This is a genomic window from uncultured Roseibium sp. (assembly GCF_947496995.1).
GTDB lineage: Bacteria > Pseudomonadota > Alphaproteobacteria > Rhizobiales > Stappiaceae > Roseibium.
Genome location: NZ_CANMFD010000002.1, coordinates 746,688 through 765,396, shown reverse-complemented (window position 1 = coordinate 765,396; position 18,709 = coordinate 746,688). Strand labels below are relative to the sequence as shown.

General features: G+C 57.8%; 16 protein-coding genes and 1 pseudogene. 9 read left to right on the top strand and 8 right to left on the bottom strand.

Going from position 1 to position 18,709, the window contains the following annotated elements; genetic code table 11:
• Positions 1-3: 3 nt before the first annotated feature.
• Together Q1B40_RS12040 and Q1B40_RS12035 are read right to left on the bottom strand one after the other, a co-directional pair.
• A complete protein-coding gene (locus Q1B40_RS12040) occupies positions 4-825 on the bottom strand; it encodes a bifunctional allantoicase/(S)-ureidoglycine aminohydrolase (protein ID WP_299814391.1) in 822 nt (273 codons plus the stop codon).
• A 261-nt stretch (positions 826-1,086) separates the two neighbouring features.
• Positions 1,087-2,295, bottom strand: a complete 1,209-nt coding sequence (locus tag Q1B40_RS12035; protein WP_299814388.1) for an NADH:flavin oxidoreductase/NADH oxidase family protein — start codon at positions 2,293-2,295, stop codon at positions 1,087-1,089.
• Positions 2,296-2,442: 147 nt separating this feature from the next.
• Here Q1B40_RS12035 and denD point away from each other — a divergent pair, with 147 nt between their 5' ends.
• Positions 2,443-3,429, top strand: coding sequence for a D-erythronate dehydrogenase (gene denD, locus Q1B40_RS12030; RefSeq protein ID WP_299814385.1), 987 nt, complete (start codon positions 2,443-2,445; stop codon positions 3,427-3,429).
• Positions 3,426-4,202 (top strand): SDR family oxidoreductase, encoded by a 777-nt coding sequence (locus Q1B40_RS12025; protein WP_299814382.1) that lies wholly within the window; start codon positions 3,426-3,428, stop codon positions 4,200-4,202. Before denD ends, Q1B40_RS12025 begins: the two co-directional genes overlap by 4 nt.
• A 357-nt stretch (positions 4,203-4,559) precedes the next feature.
• Here the strand turns inward: Q1B40_RS12025 and Q1B40_RS12020 are convergent, their stop codons facing one another.
• The 5 genes from Q1B40_RS12020 to Q1B40_RS12000 all read right to left on the bottom strand — a co-directional run bounded on the left by Q1B40_RS12020 (position 4,560) and on the right by Q1B40_RS12000 (position 10,085).
• Complete coding sequence (locus Q1B40_RS12020; protein ID WP_299814379.1) at positions 4,560-5,114, bottom strand: TRAP transporter small permease; 555 nt, start codon at positions 5,112-5,114, stop codon at positions 4,560-4,562.
• Positions 5,115-5,170: 56 nt separating this feature from the next.
• The gene (locus tag Q1B40_RS12015; RefSeq protein ID WP_299814376.1) at positions 5,171-6,145 is read right to left on the bottom strand and encodes a TRAP transporter substrate-binding protein; all 975 of its coding nucleotides are present in this window, start codon (positions 6,143-6,145) and stop codon (positions 5,171-5,173) included.
• A gap of 22 nt (positions 6,146-6,167) precedes the next feature.
• Positions 6,168-7,451: a TRAP transporter large permease gene (locus Q1B40_RS12010; RefSeq protein ID WP_299814373.1), complete on the bottom strand. Its 1,284-nt coding sequence runs from the start codon at positions 7,449-7,451 to the stop codon at positions 6,168-6,170.
• 13 nt (positions 7,452-7,464) lie between these two features.
• Entirely contained in the window at positions 7,465-8,994 is a 1,530-nt protein-coding gene (locus Q1B40_RS12005) for an amidase (RefSeq protein ID WP_299814370.1), read from the bottom strand.
• Between the two features lie 137 nt (positions 8,995-9,131).
• Complete coding sequence (locus tag Q1B40_RS12000) at positions 9,132-10,085, bottom strand: LysR substrate-binding domain-containing protein (protein ID WP_299814367.1); 954 nt, start codon at positions 10,083-10,085, stop codon at positions 9,132-9,134.
• Positions 10,086-10,655: 570 nt separating this feature from the next.
• Here Q1B40_RS12000 and Q1B40_RS11995 point away from each other — a divergent pair.
• The 6 genes and pseudogenes from Q1B40_RS11995 to Q1B40_RS11970 all read left to right on the top strand — a co-directional run.
• Positions 10,656-10,813 (top strand): annotated as a pseudogene (locus tag Q1B40_RS11995) (3-oxoacyl-ACP reductase); the annotation flags it as partial.
• 285 nt (positions 10,814-11,098) lie between these two features.
• Entirely contained in the window at positions 11,099-12,046 is a 948-nt protein-coding gene (locus Q1B40_RS11990; RefSeq protein WP_299814364.1) for a hypothetical protein, read from the top strand.
• Positions 12,043-12,921 (top strand): ThiF family adenylyltransferase, encoded by an 879-nt coding sequence (locus Q1B40_RS11985; RefSeq protein ID WP_299814362.1) that lies wholly within the window; start codon positions 12,043-12,045, stop codon positions 12,919-12,921. The genes Q1B40_RS11990 and Q1B40_RS11985 overlap by 4 nt, the downstream gene beginning before the upstream one ends.
• Before the next feature lie 2 nt (positions 12,922-12,923).
• Complete coding sequence (locus Q1B40_RS11980; protein WP_299814359.1) at positions 12,924-14,159, top strand: hypothetical protein; 1,236 nt, start codon at positions 12,924-12,926, stop codon at positions 14,157-14,159.
• On the top strand, positions 14,156-15,265 hold the full coding sequence (locus Q1B40_RS11975; protein WP_299814356.1) for a GNAT family N-acetyltransferase: 1,110 nt from the start codon (positions 14,156-14,158) through the stop codon (positions 15,263-15,265). Before Q1B40_RS11980 ends, Q1B40_RS11975 begins: the two co-directional genes overlap by 4 nt.
• The gene (locus Q1B40_RS11970) at positions 15,262-16,263 is read left to right on the top strand and encodes a hypothetical protein (RefSeq protein ID WP_299814353.1); all 1,002 of its coding nucleotides are present in this window, start codon (positions 15,262-15,264) and stop codon (positions 16,261-16,263) included. The genes Q1B40_RS11975 and Q1B40_RS11970 overlap by 4 nt, the downstream gene beginning before the upstream one ends.
• Before the next feature lies 1 nt (position 16,264).
• On the opposite strand, the gene Q1B40_RS11965 is transcribed toward Q1B40_RS11970, so the two are convergent.
• Entirely contained in the window at positions 16,265-17,941 is a 1,677-nt protein-coding gene (locus Q1B40_RS11965) for a hypothetical protein (protein ID WP_299814350.1), read from the bottom strand.
• 182 nt (positions 17,942-18,123) lie between these two features.
• Between Q1B40_RS11965 and Q1B40_RS11960 the strand changes: the two genes are divergently transcribed.
• A complete protein-coding gene (locus Q1B40_RS11960; RefSeq protein WP_299814347.1) occupies positions 18,124-18,450 on the top strand; it encodes an antibiotic biosynthesis monooxygenase in 327 nt (108 codons plus the stop codon).
• Positions 18,451-18,709: the final 259 nt, after the last annotated feature.

Sequence of the window (18,709 nt, the reverse complement as noted above, 5' to 3'; positions counted from 1 at the left end):
GGCTTACAGGAGCTTCATGTGGCGGTTGACGTCCTTGTAGAGCAGATAGCGGAACCTGCCCGGACCGCCCGCGTAGCAGGCTTGCGGGCAGAAGGCGCGCAGCCACATGTAATCGCCGGCCTCCACTTCCACCCAGTCCTGGTTCAGTCGGTAGACGGCCTTGCCCTCCAGCACGTAGAGGCCATGCTCCATCACGTGGGTCTCGGCGAATGGAATGACCGCGCCCGGTTGCAGCGTGACGATGTTGACATGCATGTCGTGGCGCAGGTCGTCCGGTTCGACGAAGCGCGTCGTCGCCCATTTGCCGTCCGTGCCCGGCATCGGGTTGGGCGCGACGTCTTTCTCGTTGCGCACGAAAGCCTCCGGCTTTTCAATTCCATCGACCGCCTCATAGGCCTTGCGGACCCAGTGAAACCGCACCGGTGCGCTGCTTTCGTTCTTCAGGGTCCAGTTGCAGCCTGCGGGCAGATAGGCGTAGCCGCCTTCTTCCAGAAGATGAAGACTGCCCTCGATGACGACGCTCATGTTGCCTTCCACCACGAACAGCACGCCTTGCGCCCGCGCGTCCGTTTCCGGTTTCGTGCTGCCGCCGCCGGGCTGAACTTCCATGATGTACTGCGAGAAGGTTTCGGCAAAACCGGACAGCGGCCGCGACAGTACCCACAGCCGGGTCTTGTCCCAGAATGGCAGGAAGCTGGTGACGATGTCGCGCATCGTGCCTTTGGGGATGACTGCATAGGCCTCGGTGAAGACCGCGCGGTCGGTCAAAAGCTGGGTTTGCGGCGGATGACCGCCGCTCGGGGCGTAGTAGGAATTGGAAGTCATTGAGGGTTCCTGATGGCGCCTGGAGGGTATGCCGAGTTTAAGAACTGTGCTCCCGGCAAAGCAATGGAAAAAGCAACAGGATCAGACTGTCTGCAACCTGATTTTGTCATCAACTCTGTTGAATGAACTGAGAAGCTGAATACCACCCTCGGCGGTCATCCCGGACGCAGCGCAGCGAAGATCCGGGACGATCTCGCAAAACAGAGTTGATGACAAAGCTGAGGATTTGCGTCCGGCATGGCGACAGTTCCGGTATCTTTCTCACGCGTCTTGCCTGGTAGCGCCGCCGAAGTGGCGCAACCAGGTACCCGTTCGCGCCCTGTCGCGCGCCTCATAGGCTCGGATCGCCTCGTGAAGGCCCGACGCGTCAGGCATTTCCGCGTCGGAGCCTATGCCGGTCAGCCGCATCGTGTACCACGCGGTTATGCCGCCCTCCGGGGCTTCGGAAAATCTGGGAAACTCCGGTTCTGGCATCTTGCCGGCTTTCCACTGGTCGGCGAGGGAGGGCACAAGGGCGAGTGCGCGCGCCAGACCAACGACATCGGTCGCGCCTTCTGTCACTGCGTCCTCTGCCTGCGCGCGGGTCTTGAACCCGCCCGTCAGCATCAGCGGTTTGGATGTGACAGTTCGGGCCCGCTTTGCGAAACCGATGAAATAAGGCCCGCGTCCCGCTCCGTCGGAGGCGGCTTTCGCACCGGGGAAATAAGTCCCGCCGCTGATGTCGATCAGATCGACGGAAGTGTTCTCAAGCGCCGCCACCACCTCCAGCGCCTCATCTTCACTCAGCCCGCCCTCCAGCTGATCCGACGAATTGAGCTTCACGCCGATCGGAAACTCTGGCCCGACGGCGGCGCGCGTGGCCTCTATGGCTTCCAGCAGCAGCCGCATGCGGTTGGCGATCGGCCCGCCGTACGCATCGCTTCGCCGGTTGAACAGCGGCGACAGGAACTGGCTGAGCAGAAATCCGTGCGCCGCATGGATCTGCACTCCGCCGAAACCGGCCTGCTGCGCCAGCCGCGCTGTCCGCGCGATCAACAGGGGAAACTGCTGGATCTCCTCCGCTGTCATTTCCGCACAGCGCAGCCCCGGCAGGTCAAGCGCGCTCGGGCCCCTGGGAGTGCTGGTCGGCGCATAGGCGAGCGCTCCGGCATGGCCGAGCTGCAGCCAGAGCTGCATGCCGTTGGCTCCGCCCTTGCGGGCGAGCTCACGAAAACGCTCCAGATCGGACGCTTCGTCAAGCACAAGATTGCCGGGCTTTTCAGCGTAACTCGGTGTGCCCTGAACCTCGCCGACGATGGCAAGCGCCGTCCCGCCTTCGGCCCAGTGCCGATACAGCCGGACCTGTTCCGCCGTCGGATGGCCCGTTCCGTCTCCAAGGGAATCCGACATCGCCGATTTCGCGATCCTGTTTTTCAGGATGACACCGCAGGGCAGTGTCAAGGGTGAGAACAGTCCCTCGTGGTGTTGCATTTCAATTTCCATGACCTGATTGTGCAGCGTCTGTTTTACATTTCCGAAAATGCACCGTAGCGCAATGCCGGAAAATTCTTCTGCGGCCGTTCGGACGCGCAAATATCCATGGTCTGAAAATCGACGGTCATGAAGGGAGGGGTGAAAATGCATGTGCTCGTGATTGGCGCCGCCGGAATGGTGGGCCGCAAGCTGGTGGAAAAACTGGCGGCGGACCCGTCCGTCTTCGGCTTCGAGGTCAGCCGCCTGACGCTTGCCGATGCGTTCACGCCGCCCGTGCCGCCGCCCCTTCAGGCCATCGCCACGGCGCTCACCCTGGATCTTGCCACGCCCGGCGAGCCGGAAAAGCTGATCGAAGCACGCCCGGACGTGATCTTTCATCTCGCCGCCGTCGTCTCCGGAGAGGCGGAAGCCGATTTCGACAAGGGCTATGCGGTCAATCTGGACGGCAGCAGGATGCTTTTCGAGGCTATCCGCCTTGAGAGCGCACGCACACCCTATTGCCCGCGTGTCATATTCGCTTCGTCGATTGCCGTCTTCGGCCAGCCGTTTCCGGAAAAGATCGGCGACGAGTTCCTGTTGGCGCCGCTGACGAGCTACGGCACCCAGAAGGCGATCACCGAACTTCTGCTGGCGGATTATTCCCGAAGGGGCATTTTCGACGGCATCGGCCTGCGCCTGCCGACCATCTGCGTGCGGCCCGGCACGCCGAACAAGGCGGCTTCCGGGTTCTTTTCCAACATCCTGCGAGAACCGCTCTCCGGCAAGGAGGCCGTTCTGCCGGTCGGGGAAGACGTGCGCCACTGGTTCGCCAGCCCGCGCGCCGCAATCGGTTTCTTCGTGCACGCCGCCCGCATCGACACCGCGCTGATAGGCCCGCGCCGCAGCCTGTCCATGCCGGGTCTTTCGGCAACAGTCGGCGAACAGATCGAGGCGCTGCGCCGCGTCGCCGGTGAAAAGGCCGTGCGCCTCATCCGCCGTGAGCCGGATGCGGGGATCGCGCGGATCGTTGCCGGCTGGCCGACCGATTTCGACGCCCGGCGGGCAGGCGAACTGGGCTTTCAGGCCGAAACATGCTTTGACGACATCATTCGAATACATCTTGAAGACGAGCTGGGAGGCACGCACGCATGACACACAACGGTTTCGACGTGAAAGGCAGGATCGCCCTTGTGACCGGCGGCGGTACCGGCATCGGCCGGGCCATGGCGAAGGACCTGAGCAAGGAAGGCTGGCGCGTGGTGATTTCCGGCCGCCGCAAGGAGGTGCTTGAAAAGACCGCCGCCGAACTCTCGGCGGAAACCGGCAGCGAAGTGACCTGGAGCGCCGCAGATGTCGGCGATCCCGCCTCCGTACGCGCGCTGTTCGACGATATCCGCGAAAAATTCGGCCGCATCGACCTGGTGGTCAACAACGCCGGCATTTCCAATTCCTCCGTGCCGCTGGAGGACATCAGCTTCGAGGAATGGAACCGGGTCGTCGCCGCCAACCTGACCGGCGTCTTCCTGTGCACTCAGGAGGCCTTCCGCCTGATGAAGGCGCAGGAACCGCGCGGCGGCAGGATCATCAACAACGGCTCGATTTCGGCAACGGCGCCACGGCCGAACTCCGCCCCCTACACCTCCACCAAACACGCCGTCACCGGCCTGACCAAATCCGCCGCCCTCGACGGCCGCCCGTTCGACATCGCCTGCGGCCAGATCGACATCGGCAACGCCGCCAGCGACATGACCGCCCGCATGAGCGGCGGTGTCCTGCAGGCCAACGGCGAAATGATGAGCGAACCCACCATCGACCCGGCCCACATCGCCCAGGCCGTCGTCTACATGGCCAGCCTGCCACTGGACGCCAACGTGCTGACCCTGACGGTCATGGCAACGAAGATGCCGTTTGTGGGGAGGGGGTAGGGGGGAGGCTGGTCCTTTGTGGCGGGGTGTTTGGAGAGCTGCGTAGGGCGCGAAGCTGGCTTTTCCGTGTTTCGCTTTAAGGTTGCCTTTGCTGCAGCCCCTTTATTTCGCAACGGCTCAGGATCAACAAGCCGGTGAAGGGCGCAGTCTCGAGAGCTGGCGAGAAGAGTGCTTTGCGCAAGAGCGGCGGCATTTTGTGGCCCGACTTCAATCGCAGTGCTGCAGCTCCTGCCGGGGCAGCTTGCATGTGGACGGTCGGGTTTCCCGCACGGCCGGTCCACACCCTAGATGGTGCGAATAGCAGGCATTAGACAGGGTTGGACCGCTTTACCTGAATATCCCTGCCAAGGCGTCTCGTCAGTCCTTTGGAGTTGGTGCTTTCTGCCCGGTGTGATCATTCCTCGGTGAGGCAGGAGGTGGCGTCGCGGCCCAGCGGGCAGCGAGATGCAGAAGGATAATGATCATCGCCAACGGAACAGCGACCGATATCCAGACCATCGGGATGCCGAGCGTGTCCGCGGTGAGTCCTGATTGCCGGGCGAGGTAGCCTTTCGCGAAGCCACCGCGCAGACCGATGAAACAGAAATATATGACCGGCAGAATGAAGGTCAGGATGGCCGCAGTCTGGATGGCCTCGGCGATCACGCCAAGAAAATGGGGGCGCGGGGGAAAGACACTGTCGAGCAGAATGGCGTCGGAACGCGTCTTGAATGACAAGGTTGCCCCCAGGAGGCCGGTCCAGACCATGGCATAACGGGCGATATCCTCGGTCCAGACCGGAGGCGAGAAAAATATGTATCGAGCGACGATCTGGATGATCACGGTCGCGAACATCAAACAGACACAGAATATTGCGACCCGCCTTGCACCCTGATGCAGGCCGTTGCTGAGGCTGACGATAAATGTGCGCATGTGATTTTCCAGCTCCGTGGCAGGCGGGCCCGCCGGTGCGGCCCGCCTATCTGTGATCAGCGGTTGCTGCCGGACAGGTCAACCCAGATTTTCACATCTTCGGCGGGCATCAGGCCTGAATCATAGACCGCCTTCGAGGCTTCACGGAAGACGGCTCGCTCTTCTGCAGACAGGCGCTGGACGGTCACGCCCTTTTCTTCAAGTGCGGTCAGCCCTTTCTCGGAAGCTACGTCGAGCCATTGCCGTGCCGCGGCATCTGCGGTCTTTACCGCCGCATCCACGGCCGAACGGTCAGCGTCGGACAAACCATCATACCAGGCCCTGGAGGCGATCACGGCGCGGAGCGGCCATATCACACGGGCATCGGAGAAGTTCTTCACAAAATCGGTCTGTCCGAACATGACCGGAATGAAGGGGGAGTTGAGATAGCCATCAATGACGCCGGTCTGCAAACCGGCGGGCACTTCGCCCCAGGGCACGATGGTTCCGTTCGAGCCCCAGGCTTCGTACATGGCGATCTGGGCGTCATCCAGCGCACGCATCCGCATGTCGGACATATCGGCAGGCGAGCGCACCACCGCAGTCGTGCTGATCACGCCCGATGACGGTCCGAGCGGTGCAAGCGCCAACAGGATCGCATCCTGTTTCGCCAGATTGGCATTCACCCGCTCGAACACCTTGCCCGCTGCAAGGGCACGATCCATATGAGCGATGTCGTCGAAGATGTAGGGGAGGCGCACGCCGTAGATGAACGGGTCCACCTGCGCCACGGATCGCACATCGGCCAGGGAGATTTCCAGCAGACCGGTCGAGATCTGGTCAAAAATTTCCGCCTCGTTGCCGATCGACCCGCGTGGAAGCTCACGCACCTCCATGCCGGCCTCGGTCAGCGCATTGCCGAAAGCATGAGCCCAGTTGTACGATCCGGAGGTTTCCAGATCCGGTTTGCTGTCCAGTGCGATTTTGACCTCCGCGAATGCGGATGTCGACATTGCCATCAGTGTTGCCACTGCTATTGCCTTGAGTTTCATTGGACGTCCTCCCTTTGAATGCCTAGTTGACTGAAAGCTCGAACAGGCGTGGCAGACTGAGACTGATCGCAGGCCAATAGACCAGCGCCAGCAACAAAAGCACCTGAACGAGGATGAATGGCAGCGTGGCATAGGCCAACCGCCAGTAGTTGAGTGATGTGAGTGCTGAGACCACGACCAGACATTTCCCCAAGGGGGGCGTGATCAGTCCGATACAAAGATTAAAACACAGCACAATCCCGAGATGAACAGGACTGATTCCCTGTTCGAGTGCCTGTGGCACGAACAGCGGGACAAGAAGTGTCAGGGCAACGGGTGTATCCATGAACATGCCCGCAATCAGAAAGATGGCGGCCAGAAAGAACAGATAGCGTGTGCCGGTCAAGCCGAAGGATTCGACCCAATCGGCGAGAGCCTGAGACCATCCGAGCTGGCCCGCCAGATATCCCAACACGGAAATCGCGGCAAGTATTATGAAGATGGTGCCGGTCATGCGTGCCGTTGCTTCGACGGCATCAAAAATCATGCGCCACTTGAGCCCCGCGTAGAACTGTCCTGCCAGCAGCGCCACAAGAACGGCGATTGCGGAACCTTCAGTCGGCGTGGCCAGCCCGAAAACAAGAGATCCAAGGATCACCACAGGCAGACAAAGAGCGGGGGCTGCATGCAGCAAGCTCGGCAAAAAGCGCGGCAGGTCATCGGATTTTCCGCCCGGGTGCTTTTTAACGATTGCGATGACGGCATTTAACAACATCAAGGCAGCAGCCAGCAAAATACCGGGTACCACACCGGCGATGAACAAGGCCGCGACAGAAGTACCAGTCAATCCGCCATAGATGATCATGATGATCGACGGGGGAATGATCGGCCCGATCATGGAAGAGGCCGCGGTGATCGCGCCCGCATAATGGGGGTCATAACCGCGCGCCTTCATCTCCGGCACAAAGGTCCGCGACAGAGCGGCGCTGTCGGCGATTGCCGATCCGGAAATGCCCGCAAAGAAAACACTGGTCAGAATGTTTACGTGCCCGAGCCCGCCACGGAAACGGCCGACAATGGACATGGCAAAATCAATGAGGCTGCGGGTAACGCCGGCGCGGCTCATGATTTCAGCGGTCAGAATAAACAGCGGCATCGCCATGAAGGCAAAGACATCGAGCTGGGCGAAGATACGCTGGGGCAGGATGGACAGAAACTGGGTTTTCCCGACGGCAACAAAGGTCAGTACCGATACGGCACCCATCATATAGGCAAAGGCCGTACCGCTGATGAGCAAGACAACAAAGACAATTGGGATCAACCACATGATATATGTCCTGTCACACGGCCGTTTGCATCGACGACGGGTCCTGCCGTGTAACGTCGCCCATGATGGGGGGATGGGTCACGATCGAGCGCGGGTCAACGGTGGGTGGATTGAGCTTTTTCAAATCCAGCCGGGGCCGGGCTGTTTCAACAGATTGACCGAACAGCGTCTCAAAGGCCCTGGCCGATGCCAGGAGTTTTTCATCCTCGCGCACCGCTCCAAGTATCTGCAACCCGAACGGCATTCCGTGGGAGTCAAGCCCGGAGGGGAGTGTAATGGATGGTCCGCCTGTCAGCGATCCACGATATGTCAACGCCAGCCAGCGATAGTAGGTGTCCATGGACTGGCCATCAATTCGAGTTGCGTGGGATTGCGTCCACGGAAACGGTGAAACAGGTGAGGTCGGCAACACAATGACGTCGATATCGGACATCACCGCATTGAATTTCCGCAGAATTCTTGTCTGTTCAAGATGCGCCCAAGCACGATCCGCCAGGCTCATGGAGAGGCCGAGCGCGACGTTGGCGGCGATATTCGGGCCGAACTCATCCGGCGTTTCCCGGAGTGCCGCACCAAAGGCAGCCACGAAGCTCTCTGCGCGAAGGATGTCAAAGGTGCGGTCCATGTCGCCCAGGTCGAGGTCTACGGCTCGGCACTCCTTGACGTGAGGTCTCAGGGCATCAACGCGTGCCCGAAAGGTCTCCCGAATGACCGGATCCACCGGTGCGCCGCCAAAATCCTCGCTGACACCAACGCGAAGGTCGCGAGGCTCGACCTGAGCAAGCCGGGCAAAGCGATCAGGATCGGCTGGCGCGGACAATGGATCGTCCGGATTGTAGGACTGGCATACCCCAAGCATGAGCAGAAGGTCATCCATGGTGCGCGCCATCGGGCCAAGCACTGAGATGCCGGACCAACCGAGTGGCCGTGTCGGGTGCGCAATGACGTCAACCGAGGGGCGGAAGCCGACGATGCCGCACAGAGCGGCAGGCAGCCGCAGCGACCCGCCCGTGTCTGATCCGGTACACAATGGCAGAAGATCAAGGGCCAAAGCGGCAGCCGAACCGCCTGACGATCCGCCTGCGATAAGGTTCGGATCGAACGGATTGCAGGTGGCGCCCCAGACAGGATTGCGGCTGTTTCCACCGGCGCCAAGTTCCGGAACGTTGGTTTTTGCAAGGATTATGGCGCCAGCTTCGCGCAGGCGCGCCACCATCGGCAAATCCTGATCAGGAACGTTTGCGCGAGCGCGCGCACTCCCATGCGTCGTCAGAAGTCCTTTGGTGTCTTGCAGGTCTTTCACGCCGATAGGTAACCCGTCGAGCGGCCCTTTCGGAGTTCCGGACTGCCAGCGGCGTGTTGCCTCGACAGCCTGCGCTCTCGCGCCTTCGGCATCAAGAGCGGCAATGGCGTTTATGACTGGGTTGAACCGCTTGATGCGTTCAAGGCAAGCGTCGACCACCTCGACTGGTGTGGTCTCATGGCGAGCAAATGCCTCGAGCAGTTTTACTGCAGGCAGTTCGGCGAGCGTGAGGTCAGGCATGCGGTGAGGCAGCCCGCTCGATGGCGACTGATTTCATATTGGACTCCTCCCAAAGCTCCAAGTCCATAATGCTAGTTGGGGGAGACATCCGGGAAAATTGAATTCTTTGCCGCTTACCATAACTAAATGGAATGGTCTTAAGTGTTGAGGTTGGTTTTATTTCCGCTCGCACTCTGAATCAGGCACTGCATGAACAGCTCGAATATGCCGTCGGGTATCTTCTGATCCGGCATCCAGAAACAACGCGCTTCCGACAGGAAACCTTCTGTGTCGAGCGAGAGCACGACGATATCGCCGCGTGCTGCGTGGATTTGCGCCAGACTTTCGGGAAACAACCCGAGTGCAGGCAATTTGCGCATCAGTTCCAGGTTCAGGGTCAAGGAGGCTGAAGCGATGGTGTTTTGCGGCAGCAACAAACCGTTACGAGCAAACAACGCATCCACTGCCTGGCGGGCGATCGAGTTCGATTGGGGTAGTATCCATGGCCAATCGGGAACAGACTGCCATGAAATATCGCTTTTGCGCGCCAACGGATGCCCTCGTCCGGCAACAACGACGATAGGCTCCTTGAACAAGGCAGTTTGCCGGATGCCCGGCAGTTCCATCGGTTGCCAGATCCGGGCGATCAGAAGGTCGATCTTGCCGGCAGTGAGCTCCGGGAGCAGCGACACGAAGTGGCCTTCGATCACCGCGATATTGGCCTTGGGAGCGCTGCCTTTCATCAAGGCGATTGCCTCAGGCAGAAGCAGCGGAGCTACCGAGCCGACGGCACCTACTGTTACTGAGCCGGACACACCTCTCGCCATGGCGTCGATGTCAAATGCGGCGCGGTCTATCTGGCTCAAAACCAATCTGCCATGCTCGGCCAGTTTGAGGCCTATCGGAGTAAGATGGAGTCGGTTTCGGTCCCGTATCACGATGGAAGCGCCTACGATGCGCTCCAGTTCCGCGATCTGTTTGGAGATCGCGGGCTGCGTGACATTGAGGGCTTCGGCAACACGCGCCACAAGTCCCAATTCGGCAAGACTGGTGATCATACGCAGATGGCGCGTGGTCAGCCTGGTGTGCCAATCCGAGTTCGAAATGCTCAAGCCTCCTCGTCATCTTTATGCCCTGGAACGCCTCTGATTATAACTCTTTCTTATCATGACCAAAGCCGGTTCCCACCTCTGGCGAGGCATTCACGCACGTTTTTATCCCGGATAGAGAGCGTAATTCCAGAGCCTGCTTAGCGCTGCGCACGTGCCCTACAGGACCATCGTGCCGCGGAAGGTTCTCTCGCAAGTCCTTCAAGAAAAAGATGGATCACGAAGACAGGCCCGGCGGGCATAAAGGGCGCTCGGGCCGTGCCACGAGACTGGGGTGGCGTGGAGGAAACGGGGAGCTGCTTAGGGTGTGGACTCATAAAATTATGCTTTCAGGTCGTTCAGAAAATGATTGGCGCCAAGGCGCAAGATCGCAGGAAACCTTTCTGGTTTTCGAGATTTTGCAACGCTGGAGACAGTCGCTTTCTGAACGATCCGAAGGACATCAATCCGGCTGCGAAGAGCCGCGTCAAAGCCTTTGCCCCATGCACCAGCATGGCTCTTCAGGCTTTTCCTTGCTCTGCTTTGTCGGATTGATGCCTGAAAGTACAATTTTATGGGTCCACACCCTAAGGCGGCGTCCTGCAGGCCAACGGCGAAATGATGAGTGAACCACCATCGACCCGGCCCACATCGCCCAGGCCGTCGTCTACATGGCCAGCCTGCCGCTGGACGCCAATGTCCTGACCCTGACGGTCATGGCAACGAAGATGCCGTTTGTGGGGTGGGGGTAGGGGGGAGGTCTGTTTGGCATGGTGTGTGGAGCGGGCTTTCTGTGCAAAATGAACAGATGGCCGCAAGGCGCCAGAGAACCAGCCACTCCTGAATTATAAAGGGTTTCAAAAGATTTCTGAGAAAGAATGGCCACTACGGGGTAAGTAGGAGCTGCAAATACTATTGATCTATGTTTTTCAGTCACCAGCTGCCACGCAGCTGAATATTAGCGGACTGCCGCGAGTTTTTGCGATTTCTGATCTTAATATATGCTCCCGTCGCATATCCATGTTCGGAGCGAATCTTTGAAAGCCTTAATTCACGCTATCCGTCAGCCCTATCTGGATGCGCAGTTTGGAACCGGTAACGGTTCCTACACCCGATTGATCGAGCGTCCCGGTCTTTGGATGACGCAACAAGAGCTTGATGCGCTCTCTAGCGATCTACGCGCGGTTGCTGGGAGAACCCTGGAGGCAGGGGCGCTCGAATACGGTGTCTTTGCAGCGGACAGATCCCGTATGAACGATAGCATAATCACCGTGATATACAGCGAGAGCGAAGAGCGCCCCGTGGCGTTCAATGCTTTGGCTGTCATTAACGCCGAATACAATGGAAAGCCGACCAAGGTCCTGCACCTTGGGCTGGTCATGGTAGATCCGCAAGCTCGTAGCCAAGGCTTTTCCTGGATTCTTTATGGTCTTACATGCCTGATCCTATTTATCAGGAGTGGTCTCCGCCCTCTCTATATCTCAAATGTTACCCAGGTTCCGGCAATCATTGGAATGGTTGCGGAAACCTTCAGTGATGTTCATCCCGTTCCAGGCGCAGGGCCAGCGCGCGATTTTGCTAAAGTACAGATCGCTCGTTCAATCATGACAGAACACCGGCATGTGTTTGGCGTAGGACCAGAGGCGGAATTTGACGAACAAAACTTCATCATCCGTAACGCATATACAGGCGGCTCTGATGACCTCAAAAAGACTTTTGAAGTAGCGCCGAAACATCGTGACGAGGCCTTTAACGTGTTTTGTCGCGACCAGCTAGACTATGATCGCGGCGACGACTTTCTCCAGATCGGAACAATCGACATCGACGCTATGCGCCGCTACGTGACCAAGTCGGTGCCGCGTCGTTCGCTGGCCAACCTGGCGGCTTTGACGGCACTCGTTCTGTTGCGACGTGCAGTCCTTCCGTTTTTTTACTGGCTCGATGACAGCCGAGCCTACGGATCTTTGAGACCCTGGAAAACATGACATTCAACTACGCGGATTTCACCACGAGAAACCTGGGTTTCGTTACGCCTGAGGAACAGGAACGTCTGCGCGAGGCCACTGTCTTCGTCTGTGGAACAGGCGGTATGGGCGGCGCGGCGATCCTGGCGTTGGTGCGCGCTGGAATCGGGCGTCTTATGCTCGCCGATATTGACGAATTCGAGGTTTCGAATTTGAACCGCCAGGTGTTCTGTACGTTGGCATCAGTCGGTAGCCACAAGGCGGAAGCGACAAGCGCGGCCTGTCTCCAGATCAACCCGGACATCAAGATCGAAGTTTTCAGAAATGAATGGCCAGAGCATGTGGATAATCTTGTCGGTGGCTCGACCGTAGTCATTAACGGAACGGACGATCTGGCCGCTTCCCTTCTGCTCTACCGGACGGCACGAACAGTGGGGAAGGCGGTCATTGACGCATATGCTTCGCCATTGCCATCTGTATATGTCACCCGGTCGAATGACCCTATGCCGGAAGAGCGGCTTGGATATCCGACTCTCGGAACACCTTGGGATCAAATCAGCGAACAGCAACGAGCGGATTCCTTTCTGCGGGAAGCAGAATATGTGATCCTGAATTCATCGTCTCGTCACCATGTCGATCTGGAACTTGCAGGTCAGGTCGCTGCGGGTACACGAAGCCGAATGTCTTTTGCGCCGATGGTCATCTCCACGGGCATGCTGATGGCTTACGAAACGATAGCGCTTATTCTTGAACGCGAAAGTCCGACCGACGCCGCCGGCTGGTTCTTCAATCCGTACAAACCGGCGATCGAAAAGCCACGCAACCGCGTCGCAACCGCACTCATGCGACCGTTCGTAACCAGATTTCTCGCAAAGATGATGGCCAGCGGCACATGATCATGTCGGAAATAGATCTCATAAATACGATAATATCCGTGTCTGCGATTTGTGGCCTCCTGATCCTGCTAAAACGCATTCGCACTTCCGGAGTGAAGAACAACCTGGAAGATCGCTTCGAGGCGATCATCTGGATTGTTTCCGTGTTTCTGACTTCCCGCATTGTCTTCAGTTTCACGGGGGCAGACCTTTTTCGTTTCATGACGTTTGCAACAGCCGCCGTTATTCCCCTCGGTGTGTTGCTGCTAACCGAGCGCCTTCTGCGTCGGCACGCTCCGAGGCCAGCCAAAATTCTGTTGGCGGGTGGCGCTTTCGTCTTCGTCTTGCTTGCTCTGTTTCCCGCCATAACTGCCAGCTTCTTTTTCGCGATGGCCCTGCTCGCGTTTCAGCTTTCCGGCTTTGTGATTGCAGGTGTTCTGGTTGTCCTGCGAGACAGGAGCAGCCTTTCGCCAACCGAAGATATCACGATCAAGCGAGTCAGCCTGTCTCTCGTCGTTATTCTGCCGTGCGTGATGACCGATTTCCAGCTCGTGAAGGTCTGGATGCCAGTTCAGCTTTCAGGGTTGGCAATACTTGTGACTTGCTGGCTTTTCTTGAGCATGTGGCAGCCGAAATTACAACGCAAGATATTCATTACGGTTCTGACCCTTTTTGCGGTGGCGGCCGGTTTAAGTGCAGCTGTGATGGCATGGCGGTATGAGCTGAACGCAACGGAATGGATGCAGACAGCCGCTCTTGTGTTGTCGGTGCACATGCTGGCGTTGATTATCCGTGACGCGCTCTATCTGGCTGAAGCGGAGCGGCAAAACGCGGTGTTTTCCAAAATTGGTTTTGGCGTCGTACCGTCGCTCGAATCCTATCTTGAAGACCTTTCGAGAAGCGGTGTTCTCGATGGAACGCTTCTACTGGGTGAGAGGCATTTATCGGAATTCGACAACGAGGCTATCGGGGCGAGGTTTGGGACCGCGTTAGTTTTAGCATCCGGCGACCTGCCCGTCGAAAGCGCACTGGATACACTGGCCGAGAGCCAGTTGCGAGCGTTGTTCGATCGGTATGCCGCGACCCACCTGATCTTGGTTTCTCGTCTGCCTTTGACGATCGCGGTGATGCGCCAACCCGGATTTACGACCCTTGATATTGATCCGGAATTGCAGGCCGCATTTCGCATTGCTCAACTTGTGTCGCAATGCGAATTGCTCTCTGGCTCATCGACTGCAGAGAAGAGAGGGGCATCATGACGCTGGTGCTACAGAAACATAATTTTGAAGCATTTTTTGAGGCGCCGTTTTCCGCCTACGGTTCAACCTCGCACTATGTCTCGCCGATGAAATTGGATCTGAAGCGATTTCTCTCAACCAAGGAAAACCCGCTTTTTGGAGCTGACGATGAACTGACCTTTTTTACGGCCCATCGGAACGGAAAAGTGCTCGGCCGGATTACCGCCCATGTTCACACAGCCTCCAATGAGGCTCATGGCTGGAACCGGGCTTATTTCGGCTATTTCGATTGCGCCAATGACCAGGAGGCGGCCCGCGCCTTGCTCGGCGCCGCGGAGGATTGGGCGCGGTTACGCGGTCATGAAGAAATCATGGGCAATTTCAATCTCACGGCGATGCAGCAGATCGGGGTGCAAACCGCGATGTTTGACGCTCAGCCATACACGGACCTTGTTTACAGCCCTCCCCATATTGCCGAGTTGCTGCGTGAGAATGGATACAGCGCAGAGTTTCCCATGACCACGTTCGAGCTTGATTTATCCAAGGCGGAGCCTCCCGCAATAGGCACCAAGCAGCAGGCAATTATCGACAACCCCGATTTCCGCTTTGTGCCTGTAACCCGGTCGAACGTTGCCGAACGGATGGAGGATGCACGCCTAATCCTGAATGCGTCATTCGCGAATAACCCAATGTTCGTTCCCGTGTCACGTGAGGAATTTCACTTTCAGGCCCGCGACATGAAATGGATTATGGATCCCCGCATTTCCGCGGTTCTCTATCATCGCGACAAGCCGGCCGCCTGCATCATTTGCGTGCCCGACCTAAACCCCTTCCTGCGCAAGACGCGATCACGGTTCGGCATAACGAGCCTCTTTCACTTTGTCAGACACAAGGTTACCTGCAAGCGTGCGGTCTTGATCTTCTCTGGTGTGATACCGGAATTGCAAGGCCAAGGGGTTAATCCCGTCGTCTTGCACCGGGTTATCCTGGCGATGAAACAGGCGGGCTATGAAAAACTCGGCAACACTTGGATTGGCGACAGCAACAAGGCGAGTCTTGCGCAAAAAGAGAAATCTCATGCGGAGCCTCTGCACAAATTGCATCTATTCAAAAAAGCTTTGTCATGATGGTGCTTTCCTCCGCTGACTTCACAAAACTTGTCGCGAGAGCCAACCTCGCACCCTCGGTACACAATACGCAACCAACGCGCTGGAAGCTTGAAGATGACGGGTCGATCAGCCTTTGGCTGGATCACAACCGGTGCTTGGCCGTCGGTGATCCCGAGGGACGAGACACTCGTCTGAGCTTCGGCGCGGCGCTGGAGGGTACCCGTCTCGCGTTGTCTGAATTCGGCCTCGGTATTCGGTCAAGGGAACTCCTTCCGAGAGGTGACAGCGCAGGCATTGCACAATTGGCGAAAGTGGAGGTTGTCGAGACAGGTCAGATAGACAGGCATGCCAACATCGTCGGGCAAAGGCACACCTGGCGTGGTGGTTTTACCGAGGCCACGGATATTTCTAAACGACAGATTTCGCAGGTCGCTGCGGATCGAGATGACATACTAGTCATTGGAAGCAAACCGGAAATAGCTGCCCTGTCCGAGATGAATGACGAAGCCAGCTTGATGTTTTTCTCCAATACGCCTTACCGTGAGGAACTTCTTTTCTGGATGCGCCTTTCGCGGAATCATGACCAATGGGCCGTAGACGGCCTGAACGCCGAGGCCATGGCGATGAGCCGTCTCGAGGCTTTTGGAGCCGGCATCGTTTTGCGCACGCCCGTTTTCAAAATTCTCAAAGCGCTGCATCTCGCCAGCGGGCTTGTATCGGAAAAAAAGAGGTCCATGACCTCCTCCGCGATCCTGCTCTTTCATCGGCCCTATGATGAGGACCCGCTCGATAATGGCGTCGCGTTTTATGGTCTGCTGCTGGCTCTTGCAAGCGTGGGGCTTTCCGCCTGGCCGATGTCGGTGCTCGCCGATCATCCTGATTGGCGCGCCGAGCTTTGCAGTCGATTTGGTGTCGCGGACGATAGAAGGCTGGTCAATGTCCTCCGCGTCGGTCCGACGCCGTCTGGCGCCGAACTCGAACGTGCCCGAATCCCCGCGAAAGATCTTATCCTGTAGATCAGAGCAATTTAAGGTACTCCAGCAACGCCCGCTTGGCGTCATCGCTCAGTCCGGAAAACTCCTTTTCATGCCCCTTGCTGTCGAGACCGAACGCTGTCGTGTCCACTAGGGCCGGTTCGGACCACGGCGTGTAACCATCGGGTGTCGTCCAGCTTCCATCGGGTTGCGGATCGCCGGCAATGCCGACTTTCTCCAAGTCCAGCCTATGTCCGCCAACATTGAACCGCGTCGGTCGCGTTTCCGGGTTCATCATATGCCATAGCGTCGGCACGCTACCGTTGTGAAAATAGGGAGCGCTGGCCCAGAGCCCGATCAAAGGCGGGGCCGCATAGGTGTCGACCGACCGGGCCGAAATGTATTTCCCGAAAAGTGAGGCGTTGACCGCGCTTGAGATTTCACTCGTGAGCAAACGGGCGCGCTGCGGATCCGTACCAACATTCCCTTCCCAGTTGGGGAAAGAGGTCAGTGCCGGTGTTTCGAGGCTGTCATTGTAAGTGCCGTGGCATTCAGCACATTTGTTTCTATAGATCTCGCCGCCTTCTGCGAGGAGGGAGGGGTCGATCAGGCCGGGGAAAGGCTGAGGCTTGTAATCCTTCATCCAATCCGTAATCCAGAAGGCAGGCTCAATGGACGTTTCTGCGACCTCTGGGGTAACGCCCATACTCGGGACAGTGAAATAAGCAATAATCCCCGCCAGCCCGCGCCGATGCCGTGGGTTGATGTCTTCGGCTTTGACGGTGGCTGTATGGTCGATACCCGGAATGGCATAGGTGCCGGTATTGAGCAGCTTGTAGCGCCACAGTCGCCCTCCCAGATCGGGTACCGAGTTGAATATGCTGTGCTCCAAAACAGTGCCTTTGGGGATCAGGCCGAGCCTGTTTTTGAGGGAGTCGAGCCCGTTTGTTGCTCCAGCCAGGCTGGCTCGAAATGGCAGCAACCGGCCGATTTCGGCATCCCGTTGATCCACGGTTTTCTTTAACTCGGGTAAAATGAAGTTGCGCAAGGTGAAGTTCTCGCGCCATCCGGTTTCCGGATAAAGCCGGTCTACCGCGGCCATCAGCAAATCGGGATCCCCGCTCCAGTCCCGCATCGCTCCAAAAAGTGTCGACGTATAGGCTTCCAGGTTGATGGAGCCATTCGGCATGCCAAGCCAAACATGGTTTAGGTTAGGCATCCCATTTGCGTCATACATTACGCTGCTATGACATGCAGCACAGCCGATATTGCCGATCGTTGCGCCAATTGGAGGAAACATCCGACCCGCAAAACCAACATTCTGACCGACTGGATACTGGATTTCAGGTGCTTCTAGATCTTCAGGCCAATTGCCGAATGACTCCGGAGAATGGAAGCCAAACCGACGAAATATGGCCTTGAGGTCAACCTCGCCAACGAGATCTAAGTCACCATCAACGGCGCTTAAAGCAAGAGCGGCCGTCACGAGTTTCCACGGCGATGCTGAAACGCGCAGTGTATCTGACGTCAGACTGGAGAAATCGCCGAATGCAAAATATGCGATGCCGCGATGGTGGTCGGTTCTTAAATTTTCCTTGACCGCAGTATATTCAACCGAGGTTCCCGAAAACCGATCAAGCGGAAAGGAAAAGGCAGCAAACGCGAGTACAATCAGGGAAAAACCCAAAAAAAGATATTTTTTTCGAATCTGTAAATTCATAAGCGAAATAGCCTTGTTTGAACCTGTTCTTTTTTATCTCAAAGACATGAATGGAAAATTGCGGCCCATTGTGAAATTAACTCAGTCATTGTTTCGGCAGGTTGTAGGTAAGCTACACTCTCTCCCCCTCCATATTGCCCACCCTCGCAAAACGTGCCAGCCTTCGGGGGAGGAGGAGAGCCATGCCTGAGATATCCAGTGACCGGGATTGCCAGACCGTCATCACCACCTTCGAAATGACGCCGGGGACCTGTTTCGACCTTCTGGACGAGCTGAAGGATGCCTACGAGGAGTTCATCCGTCATCAGCCGGGGTTCATCGGCGCGGGGCTTCATGTCAACGACGCGCAGACGCGCATCGCCAACTACTCGCAGTGGCGGCGGCGGGAGGATTTCCTGGCGATGCTGAGATCGCCGGAAATGCGCGCGCGCAACCGCCGCATCAGCGGACTGTGCAAGAGCTTCGAACCGGTGATGTATGACGTCGCGGAGAGCTTCGAACGGGCCTGAAGGCGTGTTTCAGCAGGCTGCGCCCTTGCTCCGCATGACTCCCCGGGCGCAGCGGAGCGCAGACCCGGGGTCCACTCTCGGTGCCGCTTGTCTGGAAGCTGAGCGTATGGGGCAGTCTCTGCAGACATCCAGCAGAAGCTCTGGAAACGAGTAGGCCCCGGCTCTGCGCTGCGCTTGTCCGGGGCGACAGCCGTGGGCTTTGCGGGCTCGGGATCATCCGTAACCGCGAGCGATTGCCACTCCGGGCATCCCCGGCCTT